The sequence below is a fragment of the Rhizobium sp. SYY.PMSO genome (genome assembly GCF_046840415.1).
Lineage (GTDB): Bacteria > Pseudomonadota > Alphaproteobacteria > Rhizobiales > Rhizobiaceae > Rhizobium.
On sequence record NZ_CP177350.1, the window covers coordinates 542,975 to 564,895 of the forward strand.

Genomic DNA, 21,921 nt, shown 5'->3' on the forward strand with positions numbered 1-21,921 from the left:
ATTGCCATCATCGAAGGCTGTCGCCATGCCAGCCATGCGACACGGGAACAGGAAACCCTTCAAAGGTCTTGAGCGTATCGAGGACGATCGAGGTCTTCACATGCTGCACCGACTCATGCGGCAGCAGCACGTCGTTGACGAACCTCGAAAGGCCCGCGAGCCCGCGGGTCGCGACCTTCAGGTGATAGTCCATCTCGCCGGTCAGCGCATAGGCTTCCAGGACTTCCGGCAACCCGTTGATCAGCTGCGAAAACCGGCGCGCATTGTCGCGGTTATGGGTGGCGAGCGTCACCGAAATGACCACCAGCATATCCAATCCCAGCTTCTGCCTGTCGAGATTGGCCTGGTAGCCGCGAATATATCCCTCGGCCTCCAGCCTGCTGCGCCGGCGCGAGCATTGCGAGGGTGAAAGCGCAATGCGCTCGCCCAGCTCATTGTTCGTCAGCCTGCCGTCTTTCTGAAGCTCTTCGAGAAGACGCAGATCCAGTTTATCGAGTGGCTCATCCATTGCGTGAAACTTTCGAAATGCTCACAGATCGTGTATAATATTTTCGCTTTGCACGGATAATGCAAGCACTTTGCGCGTGTTTGGGGCCATACTTTGCATAGTCAAAGTCGAGTCTTCCGAGGAGGAGAAAATGGGTCCCTTTCCACACGATGCGCCGCCGTCGGAAATCACTGCCGATAACCCGGCCGGCACCGATGGTTTCGAGTTCGTCGAATTCGCTCATCCCGAGCCCGAGAAGCTGCGCGAGCTCTTCACCCGCATGGGTTACGTCACGGTCGCCAGGCACAAGACGAAGGACATCACCGTCTGGCGGCAGGGTGATATCAACTATATCCTGAACGCCGAGCCTGGCAGCCATGCCGCCTGTTTCATCGCGGAGCACGGGCCTGCGGCACCGTCCATGGCCTGGCGCGTTGTCGATGCCGGGCACGCTTTCGAACACGCTGTTTCGAAGGGTGCCGTGCCTTATGAAGGAAACGACAAAGCGCTCGACGTTCCCGCGATCGTCGGCATCGGCGGCTCGCTGCTCTATTTCGTCGAGACATACGGCAAGAAGGGATCGCCCTACGCGGCGGAGTTCGATTGGATCGGCGAAGCCAATCCCACTCCCAAAGGCGTCGGCTTCTACTATCTCGACCATCTGACGCACAACGTCTTTCGCGGCAACATGGACAAGTGGTGGGATTTCTATCGCGACCTGTTCAATTTCAAGCAGATCCATTTCTTCGATATCGACGGGCGCATTACCGGTCTCGTGAGCCGCGCCATCACGTCCCCCTGCGGCAAGATCCGCATCCCGCTGAACGAATCGAAGGACGATACCAGCCAGATCGAGGAGTTTCTGAAGAAATACAAGGGCGAGGGCATTCAGCACATCGCCGTCGGAACGGACGATATCTACCAGGCGACGGACACGCTTGCCGAGAACGGCCTGCGCTTCATGCCCGGCCCGCCCGAGACCTATTACGATATGTCCTATGCGCGCGTGAACGGGCATGAAGAACCCATAGCGCGCATGAAGAAGCATGGTATCCTCATCGACGGTGAAGGCGTGGTGAATGGCGGCATGACGAAGATCCTGCTGCAGATATTCTCCAAGACCGTCATCGGCCCGATCTTCTTCGAGTTCATCCAGCGCAAGGGTGACGAAGGCTTCGGCGAAGGCAATTTCCGTGCGCTTTTCGAGTCGATCGAAGCCGATCAGATCAAGCGCGGCGTCATCGGCACGGCGGCCGAGTGATATCCAGGCGATCCGTGCGCAACGGATCGCCTGCATTTCGGGAGAAGTGAAGCGATGGACCAGACGATATCCAAGGCTTCCGACCGCCAGGTCACGGCGGAGGAGACGCTGCAATACATGCCCGGCTTCGGCAACGACTTTGAAACGGAGTCGCTTCCGGGTGCGCTGCCGCAGGGCCAGAACAGCCCGCAGAAATGCAATTACGGTCTCTACGCCGAGCAGCTTTCCGGCTCGCCCTTCACCGCTCCGCGCGGAACGAACGAGCGGTCCTGGCTCTATCGCATCCGACCGAGCGTGCGTCACACCCGCCGGTTTTCCAACGCTTCCTATCCGTTCTGGAAATCGGCACCCTGCCTGGACGACCATTCGCTTCCGCTCGGCCAGCTTCGTTGGGACCCGGTTCCGGCTCCGACCGGGCGGCTGAATTTTCTGGAAGGCATCCGCACGATCACGACGGGTGGCGACGTGCTGACCCAGACGGGCATGGCCGCCCATGCCTACGTCTTCAACGAGGACATGGCCGACGACTATTTCTTCGATGCCGATGGAGAGCTGCTCGTCGTTCCCCAGGTGGGCGCCATTCGCGTCTTCACCGAGATGGGCATGATGGATGTCGAGCCCCTGGAAATCTGCGTCATTCCGCGCGGCATGATGTTCAAGGTGACGCGCAAGGGCGAGGGCGACGTCTGGCGCGGCTATGTCTGCGAGAATTACGGCGCGAAGTTCACGCTGCCGGAGCGCGGGCCGATCGGCGCCAATTGCCTTGCCAATCCCCGCGATTTCAAGACGCCCGTTGCCGCCTATGAAGACAAGGAAACGCCCTGCCGCGTGCATGTCAAATGGTGCGGCAAGTTCTATGTCACCGACATCGGCCACTCGCCGCTCGACGTCGTCGCCTGGCATGGCAACTACATCCCTTACAAATACGACCTGCGGACATTTTCGCCGGTCGGCGCGATTCTCTTCGATCACCCCGATCCGTCGATTTTCACGGTGCTGACGGCCCCGACGGAAAGTGCGGGCACTGCGAATGTCGATTTCGTCATCTTCCCGCCGCGCTGGCTGGTCGCCGAACATACGTTCCGTCCGCCCTGGTATCACCGCAATATCATGAGCGAGTTCATGGGGCTGATCCACGGCCAGTATGATGCCAAGGAAAAAGGCTTCGTGCCGGGTGGCATGAGCCTGCACAATATGATGCTTCCGCATGGGCCGGATGCTTCGGGCTACGAAAAGGCATCGAATGCCGAGCTGAAGCCGGTGAAGCTCGATCAGACCATGGCTTTCATGTTCGAGACCAGATTTCCGCAGCAGCTGACGAAATATGCCGCCGAGCTCGAAACGCTGCAGGACGACTACCTGGAATGCTGGGACGGTCTGGAGCGCCGGTTCGACGGCACTCCCGGCATCAAGTGAAGATCGGTCACGCATCCTCTGATATTGGAACCAGGACATGAAGCTTGCGACTTTGAAAGACTCCACAAGGGACGGCCGGCTTGTCGTCGTCTCGCGTGATCTGACCCGCTGCTCCGAGGTCGGTCACATCGCACGCACGTTGCAGGCGGCGCTCGACGACTGGGAGCATGTGGCACCCAGACTTGCCTTGATCGCACAGGGTATCGAGACCGGCGCCCAGCCGACGATCCGGTTCCACGAGCATGACGCAGCTTCGCCGCTGCCTCGGGCCTATCAGTGGGCCGACGGCTCGGCTTACGTCAATCATGTCGAGCTGGTGCGCAAGGCGCGCAATGCCGAAATGCCGGCAAGCTTCTGGGTCGATCCGCTGATGTATCAAGGCGGTTCGGACGGCTTCCTCGCGCCGCGCGACCCCATTCTCGCGGCCGACGAAGCCTATGGCATCGACATGGAAGGCGAGGTCGCCGTCGTGGTCGGCGACGTTCCCATGGGGGTCGATCCGGATGCCGCCCGGCAGGCCATCAAGCTGGTGATGCTCGTCAACGACGTGTCGCTGCGCGGCTTGATCCCGCAGGAGCTCGCAAAAGGCTTCGGCTTCTTCCAATCCAAGCCGTCATCGGCGTTCTCTCCGGTTGCGGTCACGCCGGATGAGCTTGGCGATGTGTGGGACGGTGGCAAGCTGCATCTGCCGCTGCTGGTGACATTGAACGGCAAGCCTTTCGGCAAGGCCAATGCCGGCATCGACATGACCTTCGATTTCGGCCAGTTGATCGCCCATGCCGCCAGAACGCGCAGCCTGGTGGCCGGCACGATCATCGGCTCGGGAACGGTTTCCAACAAGCTCGACGACGGGCCGGGCAAGCCGGTCGACAAGGGCGGCGACGGCTATTCCTGCATCGCCGAGATCCGCATGATCGAGATGATCGAAACCGGATCGCCGAAGACACAGTTCATGCGCTTCGGCGATCAGGTCCGCATCGAGATGCAGGATCGTGCCGGACACTCGATCTTCGGAGCGATAGAACAGACCGTGCAACGATACGAGGGGTCGCAGCGGCGGTAAGCGGTATCGTTCTCGATGCTTGCCTGCGCTGCGTCCGCCCGGGAGCCGCTGCGGAACCGTACCGTCGTTGACGGTCAGCGCTTCAGCATCCGGCGTTCCAGCCCGGCTTTCCTGTCCGGGCCAGGTTGGCGGCGTCTCCGAATTTTAAGAGGTCAAATCAGCGCAGATCGATCCGTTCGCCGCTGCTTGAGGCCACGTGATCGGCCTCCCGATGCGGCCATGGAACTGGTCCGCCGGCGGGCGCTTTGCGCGTGGAAGATGAGGTGTAAGTGGATTGCAAAACTCCGCTTTATTTACTAAAGCCTTGTCTCGCATCTGATGGAGGACCCGCTATGGCGAACAGAGCACACAAGATCGCTTCAGTTTTTGGCCTGCTCGTCGTGATGGCAGCGCACTCGGCCGGGGCGGAGGATGCAAAAACCGTTTCCGTGACGGATGACCGTGGCGTCAAGGTGGACGTGCCCGCGCAACCGAAGCGGATTGCCGCAATCTCCTATTTTGCCGATGACGTCGCGCTCGCCCTCGGCATCAAGCCGGTAGCCAGCACATATATGACGGCCGGCCGCCAGCCCGACTTTCTGCTGGGCCTGACCTCGCAGATGGCGCAGATCGGTCAGCGTGCCAAGCCCAATCTGGAGTTGCTGTCGCAAGCCAAGCCCGACCTGATCGTCGCGATCCGCCGCTACACGGTCGGCAACGCGCCGCAGCTTGAAAAGATCGCGCCTTATATCGCCTACAACATGGAGCTCCTGACCGAGAGCGATAAGGAAATCGCCGAGTTCTCGAAGATTCTCGGCAAGCCCGAGCGTGGCCTCCAGCTTAATGCCGATTTCCACAAACACCTCGATGAGATCGCTGCCAAGGCGCCGAAGAACGTGCATCCGCGCTTTGCGATCATGTGGGGCGGAGAGACGCCTTTCGCGTTTCATACGGAAAACACCGCTGCCTCCATCGTCGCAGCCATCGGCGGCGACAATATTGCCGGACCGAAGACGCCCGGCGGCCCTTTCGGCATCGATCTGAGCCTCGAAACCATGCTGGAGAAGGATCCCGAAGTCCTCTTCATCTACGACTCCGGGCCGGATCGTCCGCATGAGAATAACCCGATCTGGCAGGAACTCACGGCCGTCAAGAACAAGAAGGTCTTCTATGTTGGCGATCAATGGGTCGAGACAAACGGCCCCATCGCCCGCGAAGTCGTGCTGCGTGAAGCCGCACACTACCTCTACCCCGATGTCTTCCCGGCTGTCGATGTGAAAGCGGAAGCCGCCAAGATCATCCCGGCTGACATTCAGAAGTAAATGCTTCGGGCCGAGGCCACGATGAATGCGCGCAAATCCCTGGCGGTGATCGCACTCCTCGTCGCCGCGATCCTGCTGGTCGTCTTCCTCGGCCTGCTGCCCGGCGCCAAGGCTTTGACGATCGGGGATGCGACCCGTGTCCTGCTGGCGCCGGATGGCAAGGTCGATTCCATCCTCGTCTGGACATTGAGGTTGCCGCGAAGCCTTGTTGCCGCATTCGCGGGCGCGGGACTTGCCGTCTCCGGCTATCTTCTGCAGACGTTGACGCGCAATCCGCTCGCCGATCCGGGGATTACCGGCGTGACCGCGGGCGCGATCACGCCGATCGTCTGCTGCTTCGTTTTCCTTCCCTGGCTCTCGTCGGTCTATTATCCCTTCATCGGCCTTGCGGGCGGCCTTGCCGCCGCCGCCGTCACATTCTGGGTCGCGAAAGGCGGTCAGGGGCGGCCGTTGCATCTGGCGCTCGGCGGCGTCAGCGTCTCGCTGTTTCTCGGCGCGATCACGATCTACGTCCTGCTGCTGACCGGGCCGCAATCGACATCGCTTCTTTTCTGGCTGTCCGGCGGCTTTCAGGGGCGCTCGTGGCCGCATCTCGCCTATATGCTGCCCTGGATCCTCATCGGGCTTGCCGGAGCTTTGGCGCTTCATCGCGTGATCGCCATGTTTGCGCTCAGCGATCACGCGGCGGCGGGCATGGGTTTGCAGCTCAGCCTCTGGAAACCCGTTCTGCTCGTGCTCGGCATCTGTCCGGTCGCGGGTGTTGCGCCCGTGGCAGGTCCGGTTGCCTTCGTCGGATTGGCCGCCCCGCACATTACCCGATTGCTGAAGCCGCGCGGCGTGGCGTGGGAGATCGCGCTCTGTGCTGCTATCGGAGCCCTGATCGTGACGGTCGCCGATCTCATCGCCCGCACGATCGCGATTCCGAAGGAGCTTCCGGTCGGCATCGTCACCGCGCTGATCGGCGGGCCTGTCTTCGTCTACCTCATCCAGCGCGGGCGACTGCAATTCAGAGGGCAAGGCCTATGACCGCCGATGCGCCCGCAATGCACCTGCCGCGGCGAAGCATGTTGCCGATCATGCTGGCAATCGCGCTTCTCTCCCTCGTCGCCGCCATATTTCTCGGCGTCGTCGATCTGCCGGCGGCCGACGTGCTGGCCGTCCTCAGCGGAAAGGGCTCGCCCGAAGCGCAGTCGATCATCCTCGATATCCGCTTGCCGCGCATCGTTACCGGCGTTCTTGCCGGCATTCAGTTTGCTGTGGCCGGCCTGCTGCTTCAGACGATCACGCGCAATCCGCTGGCCGATCCCTCGTTGATGGGCGTTTCGCAAGGGGCGACGCTGACCGTAACGCTGTTTCTCCTCTTCACCGTCTATATCTTCAACCCGGGTGAAAATACGGTGGCGGAGCTGCCGATCGCCTGGCTTCCCGTCGCGGGCCTTGCTGGCGGGATGATTGCCGGCGGCATCATCTACATGCTCGCCTTTCGGCTGGAGCTCAGCCCGCTGCGCATCACGCTATGCGGGGTCGCCATCGGCGCGATCCTGCATGCCCTGGCCGTCGGCCTGATCGCGGGCTGGGGGTCTGCGCGTATCGAAATCATTCTCGAATGGCTCTCGGGAAGCCTTTACGCCCGCACCTGGGACCATGCGCTGTTTCTTCTGCCCTTTACCGTCGTCGGTCTTCTGATATTGCCGCTGATCTATCGGCCCCTGATCTTGCTGCAGTTCGATGCGCAGGTCGCCCGCTCGTTCGGGATCTCCTATCGCAGGCAGTTTTCGGTCGTGCTGCTGGTGTCCTGCGCCCTTGCGGCAAGCGCGGTCGGTGCCGTCGGCCCGATCGTCTTCGTGGGTTTGGTTGTTCCGCATCTGGCGCGCTTCCTGGCCGGCCGGCATTTTCCTCTGGTCCTGCCCCTGACGGTGGTGCTTGGCGCAATTTTCGTTACTCTGGGCGACCTTATCGGCCGCCTCGTCGGACAGGCCGAGGAAGTGCCGATCGGAGTCGTGACGGCGATCGCCGGCGTGCCTGTGCTGCTTGCCCTCTTGAGAAAAATTCCCTGAGATCGATATGCCCCTTTCCTGCTCGCAACTGTCTGTCTACTACGGTCGCCGCAAGGCGCTCGATGGCTTCCGGCTCTCCATGAAGCAAGGTGAGATCCGGGCATTGATCGGTCCGAACGGCTCGGGCAAGAGCACGGCACTGCAGGCGCTTGCCGGCCTTATCGTTCCGGCCGGGGGCCGGGTGACGATCGAGGATGTTCCGGTCTCGACAATGTCCCGGCGGACGATCGCAAAGAAGCTCGCCTTCCTGCCGCAGCAGCCGTCCGCACCTGACGAGATGACGATTGCCCAGCTGGTGCGGCAGGGTCGCTTCGCGCATGTCGGGCTCTTCCGCGGCTACGACCGCAAGGATGAGCAGGCGATCGAATGGGCGCTGGAAAGCACGGGGCTTTCCGGCCTATCCGACCGTACGCTGCAGGAACTCTCCGGCGGCGAACGGCAACGGGCCTGGATATCGGCCGCGCTTGCGCAGGAGGCGGGCATATTGCTTCTCGATGAGCCGACATCGTTTCTCGATATCGGATATCAGGTCGAAGTTCTCGATCTCGTGCATCGTCTCAGCCGGGAGAGGGGCGTCACTATCATCATGGCGATCCACGACATCAATCAGGCCATCGCCGTCAGCGACCGCATTTCACTGCTGGAAAAGGGCGAGCTGCGCTTCGACGGCGAGCCGAGAGCGCTTGCCGAAAGTGGCCTGATCGAGAAGACCTTTCGGGTGAAGGGGCGGTTCGTCCAGGTCAGCCCCGACAATCCGCCGCACTTCGATGTCGAGCTTACGCGGCTCAGCCGGCCAGAGGCTTGACGAGCCGGAAGACGATCTTGGTCTGCGTGTAATAGTCGAGCGCGTCGGCGAAATCGGGTGTCCAGCCATCCTCGACGAAGGGGATGAAGCCGTCATACTCCAGCTTGCGGCCGGAGACTGCGAAACCGGCCTTTGCGAAGGCGCGGCCGTAATCGGAAATCGACCGATCCTGGACGACGGTATTGGTGCGTTTGGCGACGAGATCGCGCCACTTCGGCCAAAGCGGATTGTCCGTATGGCAGCCGGTGACGGCATAATAGACACCGCCGGGCTTCAGCGCCTTCCAGATATCGGCGGCATGGGCATCGATATCCTCGACAAGGTAGATGACCTCGTGGCTGATCGCGAGATCGAACTCTTCGACCCAGCCATCGAGCGTGCCGCCGACCGCATGCTGGACCGGCAGGTTGCCCTTGAAGGCTTCGGCCTTGGCGATCGATTGTTCGGCAATGTCGATGCCGAGCGCCTTGCGAAACGGCCTGATGGCGTAGAGATGACGCAGCAGGCCGCCCTGATTGCAGCCGAAGTCGAGAACGCTCTTGGCGGACAGGTCCCGCTCGACGATCAGGTCGATGAGATGTCTCCAGATCGGCGCATGCCCGTCCGCCATCCGGTCCTCGGCGTCCGGATCGACATACCAGGTGCCGATCGTTTTCTGGACTTCTTGGTTCATGAGCTCGTCTCCAGGCGATTCAAAACTGCCTTGTCCTTAGGACGAACTTCACCGCATGGCTAGGGCGGATTCGCATTTCATGGAATCGCGGAGCCATCCTATCTCGTTGTTTTTATGCAATTCCGGACGGAAAACCGCGGAAAATTTTCCCGGGCCTGCTCCGGGGTTCGAAGCCAAAAGCCGTGCGGGCCAAGTGCGTCGTCAATCCCCGAGGCGCTATCGAGCCGGCACGGACATTTGTTCGCGGAAACTTCCTATGCTCCTGCGGCCGGGCGTCGGCGCTGGCGTCCGGTTTCGAGCGCGATGGCGATCAGGATATAGACCGCTGCGAGAATCCACAGCGTCAGAAATGCCGGGCGAACGTAGGAAAGGGGAGCGCCGAGCTGCGAGACGGCGACGATGCCGTTGATGGCGGAGGTGCTCGGCAAAAGCATTGCGATGGCGTGCAGGAAGGGCGGTATCGCCTCGGTCGGCCATGAAAATCCGGCAAGGAAGAGAAACGGTATGCCGAGCGCGGCGGAAACGAGCTGCACGGTCAGCGGACTGCGGAAGAGGCCGGCGATGATCAACCCCAAAGCGCTGACGGCAAGCACGAAGGGGAGGGCGAAGATGAAGATCGAAAGCGGCGTCCCCAGACGCGGTATATTGTAGAGATAGGGAACCACGATCAGGTAGAAGGGCACGATGAGGACTTCGAGAATCAGATAGGCGAGCAGTTTGCCGGCAACGACCGCGATCGGCCCGATCGAGGCGGCAGGCCCGGTTTTGAGCGCGTCGTTTCTATAAGTGCCGAGCAAGCCTACGCCGATAAGCAGCGTCTGCTGCATGATCAGCACGAAGGCCGCCGGCAGGATATAGGTCGCATATCCCCCTTGCGGGTTGAAAAGCGGCACGGGGATCAGGGGCATGGGGTCCGACGCTGCGGCCGCGATCCGGGGATCGACCCTGGCGGCAATCAACCTTGCCGTTTCGACTTCCGCTCCCATGGTCCTTGCGACGGCGGCAACGCCGCCGGATATGCGCTGGTAGATCAGGAAATAGCTCGCATCGGCGTATAGCGCGACGGGGGACTGGCGATTGTGCAGCAACTCGCGCTCGAAATATTGGGGGATGACGAGGACGCCATAGAGATTGCGGGCATACACCTCCCGCTCGGCGGTGGCCTGGTCGGGAAAGACGGCTGCCACCGAGACATCCGCCGATGCATCGACGCGTCTGGCGAGCTGGCGGCTGCTGTCGGTGCCGTCGAGATCGACGACGGCGATCGGGACGTGGCGCAAAGCCTCGGTCCGGTAGGGCTGTGGATAGAAGGCCGCATAGATGAGGGTGGCGACGATCAGGACCGAAAAGGCCGGTTTCAGGGTGAGGACGCGGCCGAGTTCCATGCGGCAGATGGTGAGAATTGCCTTCATCCGGCTGCCCTCCCGCTCACGGTCGCCGTTGCCGTTTCACGCCGCCGTCGCGCCCGGATCACCTCCAGCCGCAATGCCGTCAAGCCGGCGAGCAGGAGCACCATGAAGAGAAGAACGGCGATCGGCTTCCAGGACAGATAGAGCGGCGTACCGCGGATCGTCTGATCGATCCGCGCCATCAGATACCAGGTTCCGGGGATGATCTGGCCCCAGTAGTAGGCGAACGCATTCATGCCGATTCTCGGAAAGCCGATGCCCATGAAGCCGAAAGCCGGCGCCATCAGGAGCGTTCCGATGCTGATGGCGCTTGCCATCGGACGAAGCAGCAAGGCCAGAAGCACGCCGATGAACTGATCGGCGAGAACGAAGAGAATCCCCGCCAGCAGAAGCACATAGCGGTTGCCGCGTAGCGGCAGGTCCAGGGCGCCGAACAGAACCCAATCCGCGATGCCGAGCACCACGAGGAACAGCAGCGTATAGGGGAGGATCTTTCCGGCCATCGCCGGCCATAAGCCGCCGCCGAGGCGTCTTAATATGCGCAGGCGGTGCGCCGTCTCCACATCGAGCCCGACTGCGTAGGCCATCGACGTCACGATGATCACCTGAAGCACGCTCGGCAGCAAGGCCGCGAGCAGGAAATGGGCATAGTTGAGGGTCGGGTTGAAGAGCGGATTGACCTGCACCGGTATCGGCGCCAGCGCCGCTTCGGCAGCGTCGACGGGTTGCCCTTCGGCGGTTCTGAGCGACAGGCGGATGCCGGCCGCAACACTTGGAACCGCGGCGCTCACACCGCGCAGCGTCAGATTGCCGGTCGTCATCGTCTGGGTGTTGTAGAAGAAGACGACCTCCGGACGGCGGCCGGAAAGCACGTCGCGCTCAAGATTGAGCGGCAGCATCAACAGGCCGTGAACCTCGCCGGACAGGATCAATCGCCGCCCCTCGGCAAGATCGCCGACATTGCGCACCACGGCTGTGTCGGGCGTGGCGTCGACCGTACGGATGATCGTCCGCGACAGATCGGTATTGTCGAGGTCGAGCACGGCGATCGGCAGCCGTGTGGCAAGACCGGCGCTGAAAACGGCAGCCAGCACGCCCATCAGCACGAGAGGCAGGATGGTGGTGAGGAACAGCAGGAAGGGGCGTCGCCGGAGGCGGTCGAATTCTCTTCTGAATACCGTGAGGAAGCCAGGGCGCAACCGCCCTTTTGCCATCATCTCAATGCTCCGGCGGCCAGGATGCGATAGCGCTCATGCCGGGACGCAGGCCCTCGACGGGCTGGACCGGATTTGCGCGGACCTCGAAGGTACGAAGATCGAAATCCCCCGTCGCCCGTGTTGCGCGCCAGGTCGCATATTGGCCCTGAGCGTTGATTATAGTCACTTTCACCGCGATCTTCCTGTCGCCGAGCGCAGGCACGGTGACATCGAAAGCGTCGCCGACCTTCAGGCCCTTCAACAGATCTTCGCGAAGGTTGAAGGTGAACCACGGGTTTTGCAGATCGAGGAGCGAGAAGATCGGAGCGCCAGCCGCGAAATTCTCGCCGAGTTCGGCCACGCGCGTCGTTACCTGGCCGGAAATCGGCGCGACGATCCTCAATTCGTGAACGTCGGTCTGCTGCTGGTTGAGCGAAGCCCTTGCCTGCTCCACCTGCGTTGCCGCCAGCGCCTTTTCTTCCTTGCTCGCGCCGGCCACGGCCAGCTGCAGATTGGCCTCGGCCGACTCGCGCTTGCGGATGGCGGCTTCGAGGTTGCGGGCCGTCTCGTCGACGCGGGACTGTGTCGATGCTCCTGTCGTGATCAACCTTGCCTGGCGGCCCGCTTCTTCCTGATAGAGCGTGACGTCCGCGGCGGCGGCCGCAAGTTCGGCCTGTCGAGCGGCGATGGTTTCCGGCCGGGTGCTGTTGACCCTGACGAGATCGGCCTCCGCGACGGCGAGCGCTGCTTCGGACATATGGAGAGCGGCCGTCAGCTGCGGGCTTTCGAGCTCGGCGATCACTGCGCCGCGCTCGACATTATCGCCGACATCGGCGTTCAATTTCGCAACGCGGCCTGAAACGCGCGGGCTGATGTCGACTCGATTGGCGGAGACTTCGCCCTGGACGATGAGCGGCGGTGGTCTTGTGGCAAACCACAGAAGGACGCCGAGACCAGCCAGGATCAAGATGCCGATCAAAACACGAGCTGCTCGCCACATTCCGTCGTCTCCGCAATCCGTTGTCGAGGCGCATGCCTGGCGACAGCCGTTGTCCGCTATCTTCCGGGGACCGGCGGCGGCTATGCGGATGATGGAACGAGGGGGACGGTTGCCCTCTTCATATCCTCCGGACGATACCGCTCGACCATATCTCCGATGGTCATTGCCGACGGACTGTAGCAGAGGAAAATAATAAAAGCACTTGCCCCGGTTGCAGCTGGAGAATTCCGCGTGGATTGAAACGAGGCCGCTGGGAGGACGGTGTGTGTTCTCCATGCATCGGTCTCCGCCAGATGGATGCCGGATTAACTGTTTGCTCTTGACCCCGGTGTATATGGTTCCAGATAGCGCTGATTGCCTGTTCCCTTACTTGAACGGGCAGCAAGCTTTCGCTTCCTGCTCCACACGTAGTATCGTTCCTTCATGCGGCATCATATTCTCCCGGAAAGTTTGCAAGCACCATGGAATGTCAGTCCGCGTCGACGCGTCGACGGAATTCCGCTTCAACGCCCGGCCATGGAGATAACCGACATTGCAGGTGCCCCGCCGCGGACCGCCCCGGCGCCTTCCCCGCATGAGGGATTTACTGGATCATTTCATGGAGATTGCCCGGGATCTCCTGCCGGCGGCGTTCATGCGGATGCCGGCCCTCTCGTGAAGATCGGGAACGGCGATGGAAATTGATGCGCATCTGGTCTCGCTGATCCGCGTCCTGGGGCAGGTGGCCATCATCGTCTACGCCTATTCCTGGGTCATCCGGATCGTCGACCGCGGCCCTTTGAAATCTGTCGCCGTCGGGCTGCTGTTCGGGTTGATCGGCATGTTGTCGATGGCCGACCCGATCCAGTGGATGCCCGGCGTCATCCAGGACGGGCGCTCGATCCTGCTCGTTCTTGCGCCTATTTACGGTGGTCTTCTGGGAACCGTGGTCGCCGCGGCGATGATGGGCCTGTTTCGTTTCATGGTCGGCGGCGTGGGCGCCATCGGCGGTGTCGTCGGCATCTTTATCGTTGCGTTCGCGGGTTATATGCTCAGCCTCCTGCCGCGAAAATGGATCGGTACGGGGTGGAAGCGGTCGGCGTTGCTCGGCCTGGGCACCTGCACATCGCTCGTCGTTCTCGCCTTTCTGCCATGGGCGGTGGTGCGCGAGCTTCTTCTCTCGGCAACGTTGCCGACCGTGGTCGTCAATATACTCGGCGTCTTTCTTCTTTCGGATCTGCTGGGCCGGGAGCAATATCGCATCGGCATCCAGCGCGCGCTCGAGAATGAAGCGAGCCTCGACCCGCTGACAAGGCTTCCCAACCGCCGGGTCCTGCAGCGGGAAGGGGATCGCTGCTGCAAGGAAGCGGGCATCCGGCGCATCCCTTTTTCGATCATCATGCTCGATATCGATCACTTCAAGAAGATCAACGACAGCTGGGGCCATTCCTTCGGCGATACCGTGCTGGCGCGGGTGGCGGATGTCATCCGGCGGACCGTGCGCAAGACCGATATCGCCGCCCGCTATGGCGGGGAAGAAATCGTCGTTCTGCTGCCGAACACCGATCTGCGGGCAGCCGCGACGGTTGCCGAGAAAATCCGCAGGGACATCGAAGCGACCGTTTTGATGTTCGGGCAGGAGGCCATCCGCGTCACCGTCAGCATCGGGACCGCCTGCTCGCTGGAGCCGACAACCGATTTCAAGCATGTGCTTGAGACAGCCGACAAGGCTCTCTATCGGGCAAAGGCGGCCGGACGAAACCGGGTGGAGCTGGCGGACGCCGCATAGGCAGAACGTCGCTTTTCGTGACCGGCAACGGGCATTCCCGCTTTTTGCTCTCCATGCGTTCTTGACGTCGAGGGGGTCGGCGGAATAACTGAACCCGACGGTTCCCCGAGGAAGGCTTCGAGGGGATTAATAGGGAACACGGTGAGGACGACCCAGGAAGGGCCGAAACCGTGGCTGCCCCCGCAACTGTAAGCGGATTGCCGATCATCCAGGAGTGGCCACTTGCCGGCCGTCTCCGAGGGCCTTGAGCCATGCCACTGCAAGCGTGCTTGCGGGAAGGCAGATGATCGTCAGATATCCGCGAGCCAGGAGACCTGCCGTCGATCACAATCCAATCAGCCGGGCGGGGATGCCCGGAAGGGACAGAGAATGATTGACCTGAGCCTTCGACCTTATCCGACGTTTATCGGCCTTGATTGGGATCTTCGCAACCGGCGGCGGTTTTTCTCGGCGCGGTCGCGCTGACGCTGCTCCGTATTCCTATCCTATCGAGATCTCCCATGCGCCATTTTTTGACGATCGCTACATTTGCACTCGGCTTGACCGGGTTTGCCGCGTCCGGCTTCGCCGCAACGCAATATCCCCTCACCATCAACAATTGCGGCCAGAAGATCACCTTCGAGAAGGCGCCGGCCAAGATCGTTTCGATCGGGCAGGGCATGACCGAAATCCTGCTGTCGCTCGGCCTTGCCGACAAGATTGCGGGAACGGCCGTCTGGGTCGGCCCGGTCCTGCCGCAATACGCCGAAGCCAACAGCAAGATCCCGCGCCTTGCCGACAACGATCCGAGCTTTGAGTCCGTCGTCGGCAAGGAGCCGGATCTGGTCGCCGCCGAATTCGAATGGCACGTCGGCCCGCAGGGCGCCGTCGGCAAGCGTGAGCAATTTTCCGCGCTTGGCATCAACACCTATATCGCGCCGACGGATTGCGTCGCCAAGGTCAATACGGATGGCGGCGACGGCGTGCGCAAGGAGCTGTTCACGATGGATCTGGTCTACCAGGAGATCGATGAGCTCGCGCAGATCTTCGACGTCAAGGATCGCGGCGATGCGCTGATCGCCGACCTGAAGACGCGAGAAGCGAATGCGGTCGCCTCGATCGCCGGCGCGAGATCCAAGGATCTGCCGATCGTGTTCTGGTTTTCCAGCAAGGAGGTCAACGGCGATGCCTATATTGCCGGCAAGAACAGCGCGCCGGCCTATATCCTGAAGACGCTCGGCGCCAGGAATGTCGTGACGACCGAGGAGGAATGGCCGCTGGTCGGCTGGGAAACGATCGCACAGGCCAATCCGGCCGTCATCGTCATCGCGACGATGGATCGCCGCCGCTATGCGGCCGACGATCCGAAGGTGAAGCTCGACTTCCTTGAGAAGGACCCGGTCACGAGCGAGCTCGATGCCGTCAAGAACAAGCATTTCGTCATGATGGATGCGCAATCGATGAACCCGACCATCCGGACCATCGACGGCATCGAAATATTGGCCAAGGGCATCAAGTCCTTCGGCATGGCGCAGTAAATTGCGCCTGTTTTCAAGATGGCGGTCATGGTGGGCACTTCCGGTGCTTATCATGGCTGCGCTCGTGCTTCTGGCCTTCATGATCAGTCTCGCCGTGTCCATCGGCGAGATTTCGATCCCGTTGTCGACGACGGCCAAGGCCGTGTCGAACCGGCTGTTCGGGACGCAGTTCGAGCTTAGCCGGATCCATCAGGGCATCGTCTGGGATTATCGCCTCAGCCGTGCGCTGGTCGCCGCAAGCGCCGGCGCGTCGCTGGCGTTGAGCGGGGCGGTGTTGCAGGCGCTGCTTCGCAATCCGCTTGCCGAGCCCTATGTGCTCGGCATTTCCGCCGGCGCGTCCACGGGGGCGGTCTGCATCATGATCCTCGGCCTCGGTTACGGGATCGTGGGTCTTTCCACCGGCGCCTTTCTCGGCGCGGTCGCGGCTTTTCTGTTTGTCGGCCTGCTCGCGGCAGGCGTCGGCGGCACGAGCGAGCGTATCATTCTATGCGGTGTCGCCGGTTCGCAGCTTTTCAATGCGCTTACCTCCTATATCGTCACCACCTCGGCCAATGCCGAGCAGGCAAGAGGCGTCATGTTCTGGCTGCTCGGTTCCATGAGCGGCGTGCGCTGGCCGGACGTTTATCTTTCGGGGCCGGTCGCCATCCTCGGGTTTGCGGTCTGCATGGCGCATGTCCGCGTTCTCGATGCCTTTGTCTTCGGCACGGATGCCGCCGCCTCGCTCGGAATTGCCGTGCGGCGGGCCCAGATCGTCCTGCTCGGCGCGACGGCCTTCATGACGGCTGCGGTCGTCAGCATCGTCGGGTCGATCGGTTTCGTTGGCCTCGTCATTCCACATGCGGCCCGCTTTGCGGTCGGCCCGGGCCACGACCGGCTGCTGCCGGTGGCGGCGCTGAGCGGCGCCATCTTCATGGTCGGCGCGGATATCATTTCGAGGATCATCATACCCCAGCAGATCTTGCCGATCGGCGTGGTCACGGCATTGTTCGGCGCTCCGGCCTTCGCAATCATTCTCTATCGTGCCCGGAGGACGGCATGAGCATCGCAGTCGATACGGTGACATTTGCTGCCGGTAATACGTTGATCGTCAACGGCGTCAGCCTGAGGGTCGAAAAGGGCAAGGTCCTTGGCCTTCTCGGGCCGAATGGCTCCGGAAAATCCAGCCTGCTGCGGCTGATCTGCCGGTTGCGAAAGGTCAGGAGCGGCGTCATCCGGCTTGGCGGCAGCGATATCGCCTCGATCTCGCGCGGGGATATCGCCCGCCGCATCGCGCTCGTCGAACAGCAGGCGACGACCGACACCCAGGTCACGGTGATGGACGTCGTGCGCCTCGGTCGCACGCCGTATCGCGGTCCGCTGTCATCGTGGAGTGCCGGCGACGATGCCGCCGTCTCGGAAGCGCTTGCCCGCGTCGGCATGCGGGATCGCGCCGCGCAGTCATGGCAGACCCTGTCTGGCGGCGAACGGCAGCGCGTCCATATCGCCAGGGCGCTTGCCCAGACTCCGAGCGAACTGCTGCTCGACGAGCCGACCAATCATCTCGATATCCAGCATCAGCTCGACATTCTCGGTCTCGTCTCCAGGCTCGATGTGACCTCCATCGTCGCGCTGCACGATCTCAATCTGGCGGCCATGTTCTGCGACCAACTCGCCGTGTTGCAGAAAGGCGAGGTGGTCGCCGCCGGCCCGCCGGAGCAGGTCCTGACGCAGGAGCTGATCGCGCGGGTTTTCGGCGTGCGCGCGCATGTCCAGAAATCCTCCGTGCACGGTCGCTGCAACATTCAGTATATGGCGGACTGATGTCACGGCAGGCGCTCGTCAATACGGCGTCGGCGGCGGGAGCATGCAAAGGCGGAAGGCCACGCCGCGATCGTTCGGAATTGCGGAAAAACAAGTTGGTGCGGGCCTGCGATTTCATGCGGAACCGCTTCAGTTCAACCTGTGGCGGAACATCCATGCGGCGATCGGCATCGTTACTGCGGCGATGGCGACCAGCGCCAGCATGTCCGGAAGCAGCGTATCGATGCCCGCGCCTTCGAGATAGACGCTGCGGGTAATGCTGATCGCATATTTCAGCGGATTGATCATCGTCGCATATTGCAGAATTTCCGGCATGTTGTCCGTCGGCGACATCAGCCCGGACAGCAGCATGAACGGCATCAGGAAGACGAAGCACAGGATCATCGCCTGCTGCATGTTGGCCGCGATTGACGACAGAAACAGCCCGAAGCCGATGGCCGCGGCAAGGAAAAGGCTTAGCCCCAGATAAAGCGTGAGAAAGGAGCCTGCAAACGGGATATGGAACCAGAACAACGCCACCAGCAGGATCGTGGTTGCCTGCGTGATGCCGACGATCATCGACGGCACGGCCTTGCCGATCATGATCTCGGTCGGCGTGAACGGGGCGACCAGCAGCTGGTCGAAGGTTCCTTCCTCGCGTTCGCGGGCAACGGACATGGCCGTCAGCATCATCGTCATCAGCATGGTGATCGTCCCGATGAGCGAGGGCACCATGCTCCACCGCGTTTCCAGTTGCGGGTTGTACCATGCGCGGGTCGTGACCTGCACGCCGCTGCCGGTACTTCCCTTCTGCGCGAGCCAGTTTGATGCGAAGTCACTGACGATCGTATTGGCGTAGCCCTGGGCGATGCCGCTCGTGTTGGAATTCCTGCCGTCCGCGACGATCTGCACCGTGCCGGAGGTGCCGGCCTCCAGTTGTCTTTCGAAATCATGCTCGATGACGACGATCAGGAGCACCTGCTTGGTATCGAGCAGCCTGACGGCCTGGCCGGTCTGTGCCAGCGTCGCCGCCCGTTCGAAGATGCCCGATCCCTCCAGCTTCGCGACCAGGTCCCTCGATGCCGTCGTTCTGTCCTGATCGACGAGCGCATAGGGGACGGTATTGAGGTCATAGGTGGCGGCATAGCCGAAGATCAGGCATTGAAGGATGGGCGGGATGACAAGGCTTGTCCGGCTTCTCGGGTCCTTCAGGATCACGAGGAGCTCCTTGCGGATCAGGGTTGCGATGCGCAGAAGCGATGCGATCAGCATGGTCAGGCGATCCTCTTGCGCGTCATTCGCACGGCGAGAGCCAGAAGCGCCGTGGCCATGCCGGCCAGAACGGCGGCATTGGGCAGGATGACGGTCCATATATTGCCGGCGAGAAACAGGGTCTGCAGAAGGGTGACGAAATACCGGCCCGGAAAGATGTAGGTGACGATCTGCACGGCCCAGGGCATGCTCCGGGGATCGAACATGAAGCCCGAAAGCATCATGGCCGGCAGGAATGTGGCGAGCACGGTGATCTGGCTCGCGATGAACTGGCTCTTCGTGACCGAAGATATGGCCAGGCCGAGCCCGAGTGCAACCAGAAGGTAGAGCATGGATACGACGGTGAGGACCAGCAGCGATCCTCGAAGCGGGACGCCGAAGAGGAGCCTGCTGCCGACGACGCAGAGCGCGAGCCCGGCAAGCCCCAGGAGAAAATAGGGAACGGTCTTGCCGAGCAGGATTTCGCTCGAGCGAACGGGCGTCACGAACAAGGCCTCGAAAGTGCCGCGCTCCCATTCCCGCGCCATGACGAGGGCCGTAAGGAGGGCGCCGATCAAGGTCATGACGAGAACGACGAGCCCGGGCACGAGGAAATAGCTGCTGTCGTTGGCTTCGTTGAACCACAGGCGGGATTGGATCGTCACGCCGGCGCCGTTCGATATCGCACCGCGCGCCGCTTCCTTGGCGGCCCATATGCCGACCGCCGCCTGGGCATAGCTCAACGAAATGCGCGCGGTGTTCGCATCGCTGCCGTTGACGACGATCTGGACCTCACCATTGCCCGATGCCGCCTTGCGCGCGAAATCCGGGGGAATGCGCAGGATTGCCCGGACCTGCGAGGCCAGAAGCATTTCTTCGGCTTCGGCCATCGTTTTGACGGGCTTCGGCGAGAAGTAGCTGGAAAGCTCGAAGGCCGAGGCCAGTCCGCGCGCCTCGGCCGAGTTCTCTTCCATGACGATGGCGACGGGAACGTTCCTGACGTCGAGATTGATGCCGTATCCGAACAGGATCAGCAGCGCCACCGGCATGACGATGCCGATCGCAATGCTGCTCGGGTCCCTCAGGAGCTGCCACGTCTCCTTGCGGACGAGGGCGCGTATGCGGCGCAAGGCGGCGCGCAATCCCTGGCCTGGGGTGTTGACGGGCTCGTTCATGCGGCCTTCTCCGCCTGCCTGTGGCGTTCCTTCTCGACGATTGCGATGAAGGCCTCTTCCATCGTCGCCGCGGCCTCGCCGTGGGCTCCGGCATGGGCGCGTATTTCAACCGGCGTTCCCTCTGCCAGGTTCCTGCCGGCATCGAGAATGATGATGCGGTCGCAATATTCGGCTTCCTCCATGAAATGCGTGGTTACGATGACGGTCACGCCCTGCTCCGACAGCGCGGTAATGCGGCCCCAGAATTGCCGCCTCGCCAGCGGGTCGGCGCCGCTGGTTGCCTCGTCGAGGAAGAGGATGTCGGGCTCATGCAGCAGGGCGGCGGCAAGGGCAAGCCGCTGCTTGAAGCCGCCGGGAAGCTGTCCGCTGGGCAATTTCGAGAACCGGTCGAGCTCGAACTGGGTTTTCAATGCGGCGATCCTGTCCTTTCTGCGCTTGCCGCGCAGCCCATAGGCGCTTGCGAAGAATTCGAGATTCTCGTCGACGCTGAGCTGGCCGTAGAGCGAAAATTTCTGTGCGACGTAGCCCAGCCGCTGTCGCGCCCTGGCGCCCGCCGTCAACAGGTCGGAGCTGGCGACCATCAGCGTGCCGCCGCTTGCGGGAAGCAGGCCGCAAAGCATGCGGAACGTCGTGCTTTTTCCTGCCCCGTTCGGACCGAGAAGGCCATAGACTTCACCCTTGCGGACGCTGAAGCTGACATGATCGACAGCCGTGAAATCCCCAAAGGTGCGAACAAGGTCGTGAACCTGCACGACCGTTTCGACGCCATTGCCGTTGCCCGACGACGGGCCGGTATGGGTCCTGCGCTCGGCGTCGCCGGCGACCGCATCGAACAGCATCATGAAAGCATCTTCGAACCGTGGCGCCACGCTTTCGGTCTCGACCGCGGCGTCATCCAGCAATAGCGGCTCATCCTTCCGGTCGGGCTTGCGCACGATCCTGACGCGGCCGGCCTCCGGGACGGCGTCGACAATGCCCGGCAGCGCGAAAAGGCGGGCTTGCAGGGATCTTGCCGGCATGCCGTCGGGGCTTCGGACCATGAAGCAGCAGCCGTCCGCCTTTGCCGTGATCTCGGCGGGAGGCCCCTGGTCCAGGATCTTGCCGGCGTGCATGAGAACGGCGTGCTCGCAGCGTTCGGCCTCGTCGAGATAGGAGGTCGCCACGATCACCGAAAGGCCGTCTTCCTTCACCAGCCTGAACACGATTTCCCATAGTTCGCGGCGCGACAGCGGGTCGACGCCGACGGTCGGCTCGTCGAGAAGCAGCAGTTCCGGCGCCCTTACCAGCGTGCAGGCGAGGCCGAGCTTCTGCTTCATTCCGCCCGACAGCTTCCCCGCCGGCCGCTGCTTGAACCGGCCAAGCTGCGTCATCTCGAAGAGACGCGGATAGACTTCGTCGCGCTGGGATTGCGTTACTCCGTGCAGATCGGCGTAGAGATCGAGATTTTCCTGAACGCTCAGGTCTTCGTACAGGCCGAACTTCTGCGGCATGTAGCCAATCCGGTCCTGGACACCTTGAGGATCCGCGGCGATGTCGATGCCGATCACCTGCAGCTTGCCGCCGTCCGGAACGATGAGGCCGCATGCCAGGCGTAGCAATGTCGTCTTTCCGGCGCCGTCCGGGCCGACGAGCGCTGTCAGTGCGCCCTTCCTGACGTCGAGCGAGACATCGGCGAGCGCCTCCACCGTTTCTCCGGTATTTCGGCGAAACGTCTTGCGGACATTGCTTGCTATTACCGAGAGATCGCCGAGGCTCATGGAATC

At 62.1% G+C, this 21,921-nt stretch carries 19 protein-coding genes and 1 riboswitch; of the genes, 11 read left to right on the plus strand and 8 right to left on the minus strand.

Annotation, left to right across the window (positions count from 1 at the left end):
- Window positions 1-7: 7 nt before the first annotated feature.
- Window positions 8-508: an Lrp/AsnC family transcriptional regulator gene (locus ACJJVH_RS20915; protein ID WP_113357095.1), complete on the minus strand. Its 501-nt coding sequence runs from the start codon at window positions 506-508 to the stop codon at window positions 8-10.
- A gap of 130 nt (window positions 509-638) precedes the next feature.
- On the opposite strand from ACJJVH_RS20915, the gene hppD reads away from it, so the two are divergent.
- The 7 genes from hppD (at window position 639) to ACJJVH_RS20950 (ending at window position 8,390) form a co-directional block, all read left to right on the plus strand.
- Window positions 639-1,748, plus strand: coding sequence for a 4-hydroxyphenylpyruvate dioxygenase (gene hppD, locus ACJJVH_RS20920; protein ID WP_412066022.1), 1,110 nt, complete (start codon window positions 639-641; stop codon window positions 1,746-1,748).
- 54 nt (window positions 1,749-1,802) lie between these two features.
- A complete protein-coding gene (gene hmgA, locus ACJJVH_RS20925; protein WP_412066023.1) occupies window positions 1,803-3,164 on the plus strand; it encodes a homogentisate 1,2-dioxygenase in 1,362 nt (453 codons plus the stop codon).
- Window positions 3,165-3,201: 37 nt separating this feature from the next.
- The gene (locus ACJJVH_RS20930; protein ID WP_412066024.1) at window positions 3,202-4,227 is read left to right on the plus strand and encodes a fumarylacetoacetate hydrolase family protein; all 1,026 of its coding nucleotides are present in this window, start codon (window positions 3,202-3,204) and stop codon (window positions 4,225-4,227) included.
- Between the two features lie 332 nt (window positions 4,228-4,559).
- The gene (locus ACJJVH_RS20935) at window positions 4,560-5,528 is read left to right on the plus strand and encodes an ABC transporter substrate-binding protein (protein ID WP_412066025.1); all 969 of its coding nucleotides are present in this window, start codon (window positions 4,560-4,562) and stop codon (window positions 5,526-5,528) included.
- A 21-nt stretch (window positions 5,529-5,549) separates the two neighbouring features.
- On the plus strand, window positions 5,550-6,554 hold the full coding sequence (locus ACJJVH_RS20940; RefSeq protein WP_112800209.1) for an iron ABC transporter permease: 1,005 nt from the start codon (window positions 5,550-5,552) through the stop codon (window positions 6,552-6,554).
- A gap of 17 nt (window positions 6,555-6,571) precedes the next feature.
- Entirely contained in the window at window positions 6,572-7,585 is a 1,014-nt protein-coding gene (locus tag ACJJVH_RS20945; protein ID WP_412066250.1) for a FecCD family ABC transporter permease, read from the plus strand.
- A gap of 7 nt (window positions 7,586-7,592) precedes the next feature.
- Window positions 7,593-8,390, plus strand: a complete 798-nt coding sequence (locus ACJJVH_RS20950; protein WP_113434185.1) for an ABC transporter ATP-binding protein — start codon at window positions 7,593-7,595, stop codon at window positions 8,388-8,390.
- Here the strand turns inward: ACJJVH_RS20950 and ACJJVH_RS20955 are convergent.
- The 4 genes from ACJJVH_RS20955 to ACJJVH_RS20970 all read right to left on the minus strand — a co-directional run bounded on the left by ACJJVH_RS20955 (window position 8,371) and on the right by ACJJVH_RS20970 (window position 12,668).
- Window positions 8,371-9,063 carry a class I SAM-dependent methyltransferase gene (locus ACJJVH_RS20955; protein WP_113400596.1) on the minus strand — a complete coding sequence of 231 codons (693 nt, stop codon included), beginning with the start codon at window positions 9,061-9,063 and terminating at the stop codon, window positions 8,371-8,373. The genes ACJJVH_RS20950 and ACJJVH_RS20955 overlap by 20 nt on opposite strands.
- 254 nt (window positions 9,064-9,317) lie before the next feature.
- Complete coding sequence (locus tag ACJJVH_RS20960) at window positions 9,318-10,475, minus strand: ABC transporter permease (protein WP_412066026.1); 1,158 nt, start codon at window positions 10,473-10,475, stop codon at window positions 9,318-9,320.
- A complete protein-coding gene (locus tag ACJJVH_RS20965; protein WP_113372203.1) occupies window positions 10,472-11,689 on the minus strand; it encodes an ABC transporter permease in 1,218 nt (405 codons plus the stop codon). The genes ACJJVH_RS20960 and ACJJVH_RS20965 overlap by 4 nt, the downstream gene beginning before the upstream one ends.
- A 1-nt stretch (window position 11,690) precedes the next feature.
- Window positions 11,691-12,668 (minus strand): HlyD family secretion protein, encoded by a 978-nt coding sequence (locus ACJJVH_RS20970; RefSeq protein ID WP_112799294.1) that lies wholly within the window; start codon window positions 12,666-12,668, stop codon window positions 11,691-11,693.
- A 673-nt stretch (window positions 12,669-13,341) separates the two neighbouring features.
- Here ACJJVH_RS20970 and ACJJVH_RS20975 point away from each other — a divergent pair.
- From ACJJVH_RS20975 to ACJJVH_RS20990, 4 genes are all read left to right on the plus strand, one after another.
- Window positions 13,342-14,436, plus strand: coding sequence for a diguanylate cyclase (locus ACJJVH_RS20975; RefSeq protein ID WP_412066027.1), 1,095 nt, complete (start codon window positions 13,342-13,344; stop codon window positions 14,434-14,436).
- An 81-nt stretch (window positions 14,437-14,517) separates the two neighbouring features.
- Window positions 14,518-14,773, plus strand: a riboswitch (cobalamin riboswitch).
- 163 nt (window positions 14,774-14,936) lie between these two features.
- Window positions 14,937-15,953, plus strand: a complete 1,017-nt coding sequence (locus ACJJVH_RS20980) for an ABC transporter substrate-binding protein (protein ID WP_113384293.1) — start codon at window positions 14,937-14,939, stop codon at window positions 15,951-15,953.
- A gap of 52 nt (window positions 15,954-16,005) precedes the next feature.
- The gene (locus ACJJVH_RS20985) at window positions 16,006-16,992 is read left to right on the plus strand and encodes a FecCD family ABC transporter permease (RefSeq protein ID WP_412066028.1); all 987 of its coding nucleotides are present in this window, start codon (window positions 16,006-16,008) and stop codon (window positions 16,990-16,992) included.
- On the plus strand, window positions 16,989-17,753 hold the full coding sequence (locus ACJJVH_RS20990) for an ABC transporter ATP-binding protein (protein WP_112799302.1): 765 nt from the start codon (window positions 16,989-16,991) through the stop codon (window positions 17,751-17,753). Before ACJJVH_RS20985 ends, ACJJVH_RS20990 begins: the two co-directional genes overlap by 4 nt.
- A gap of 129 nt (window positions 17,754-17,882) precedes the next feature.
- On the opposite strand, the gene ACJJVH_RS20995 is transcribed toward ACJJVH_RS20990, so the two are convergent.
- Genes ACJJVH_RS20995 through ACJJVH_RS21005 form a run of 3 tightly spaced genes read right to left on the minus strand, consistent with a single transcriptional unit; the run spans window position 17,883 to window position 21,915 of the window.
- Complete coding sequence (locus ACJJVH_RS20995; protein ID WP_412066029.1) at window positions 17,883-19,004, minus strand: ABC transporter permease; 1,122 nt, start codon at window positions 19,002-19,004, stop codon at window positions 17,883-17,885.
- A gap of 2 nt (window positions 19,005-19,006) precedes the next feature.
- Window positions 19,007-20,158 (minus strand): ABC transporter permease, encoded by a 1,152-nt coding sequence (locus tag ACJJVH_RS21000; RefSeq protein ID WP_412066030.1) that lies wholly within the window; start codon window positions 20,156-20,158, stop codon window positions 19,007-19,009.
- Window positions 20,155-21,915 (minus strand): ATP-binding cassette domain-containing protein, encoded by a 1,761-nt coding sequence (locus ACJJVH_RS21005; RefSeq protein WP_412066031.1) that lies wholly within the window; start codon window positions 21,913-21,915, stop codon window positions 20,155-20,157. The genes ACJJVH_RS21000 and ACJJVH_RS21005 overlap by 4 nt, the downstream gene beginning before the upstream one ends.
- Window positions 21,916-21,921 lie beyond the last annotated feature (6 nt).

Bases quoted from the DNA above. Each gene is read 5' to 3' on its own strand.
- ACJJVH_RS20955 (WP_113400596.1), bottom strand. From the start codon at position 9,063: ATGAACCAAGAAGTCCAGAAAACGATCGGCACCTGGTATGTCGATCCG.
- ACJJVH_RS20995 (WP_412066029.1), bottom strand. From the start codon at position 19,004: ATGCTGATCGCATCGCTTCTGCGCATCGCAACCCTGATCCGCAAGGAG.
- ACJJVH_RS21005 (WP_412066031.1), bottom strand. From the start codon at position 21,915: ATGAGCCTCGGCGATCTCTCGGTAATAGCAAGCAATGTCCGCAAGACG.
- hppD (WP_412066022.1), top strand. From the start codon at position 639: ATGGGTCCCTTTCCACACGATGCGCCGCCGTCGGAAATCACTGCCGAT.
- ACJJVH_RS21000 (WP_412066030.1), bottom strand. From the start codon at position 20,158: ATGAACGAGCCCGTCAACACCCCAGGCCAGGGATTGCGCGCCGCCTTG.
- ACJJVH_RS20990 (WP_112799302.1), top strand. From the start codon at position 16,989: ATGAGCATCGCAGTCGATACGGTGACATTTGCTGCCGGTAATACGTTG.
- ACJJVH_RS20970 (WP_112799294.1), bottom strand. From the start codon at position 12,668: ATGTGGCGAGCAGCTCGTGTTTTGATCGGCATCTTGATCCTGGCTGGT.
- ACJJVH_RS20965 (WP_113372203.1), bottom strand. From the start codon at position 11,689: ATGATGGCAAAAGGGCGGTTGCGCCCTGGCTTCCTCACGGTATTCAGA.
- ACJJVH_RS20985 (WP_412066028.1), top strand. From the start codon at position 16,006: ATGGCTGCGCTCGTGCTTCTGGCCTTCATGATCAGTCTCGCCGTGTCC.
- ACJJVH_RS20950 (WP_113434185.1), top strand. From the start codon at position 7,593: ATGCCCCTTTCCTGCTCGCAACTGTCTGTCTACTACGGTCGCCGCAAG.
- ACJJVH_RS20975 (WP_412066027.1), top strand. From the start codon at position 13,342: ATGGAAATTGATGCGCATCTGGTCTCGCTGATCCGCGTCCTGGGGCAG.
- ACJJVH_RS20930 (WP_412066024.1), top strand. From the start codon at position 3,202: ATGAAGCTTGCGACTTTGAAAGACTCCACAAGGGACGGCCGGCTTGTC.
- hmgA (WP_412066023.1), top strand. From the start codon at position 1,803: ATGGACCAGACGATATCCAAGGCTTCCGACCGCCAGGTCACGGCGGAG.
- ACJJVH_RS20945 (WP_412066250.1), top strand. From the start codon at position 6,572: ATGCACCTGCCGCGGCGAAGCATGTTGCCGATCATGCTGGCAATCGCG.
- ACJJVH_RS20915 (WP_113357095.1), bottom strand. From the start codon at position 508: ATGGATGAGCCACTCGATAAACTGGATCTGCGTCTTCTCGAAGAGCTT.
- ACJJVH_RS20960 (WP_412066026.1), bottom strand. From the start codon at position 10,475: ATGAAGGCAATTCTCACCATCTGCCGCATGGAACTCGGCCGCGTCCTC.
- ACJJVH_RS20935 (WP_412066025.1), top strand. From the start codon at position 4,560: ATGGCGAACAGAGCACACAAGATCGCTTCAGTTTTTGGCCTGCTCGTC.
- ACJJVH_RS20940 (WP_112800209.1), top strand. From the start codon at position 5,550: ATGAATGCGCGCAAATCCCTGGCGGTGATCGCACTCCTCGTCGCCGCG.
- ACJJVH_RS20980 (WP_113384293.1), top strand. From the start codon at position 14,937: ATGCGCCATTTTTTGACGATCGCTACATTTGCACTCGGCTTGACCGGG.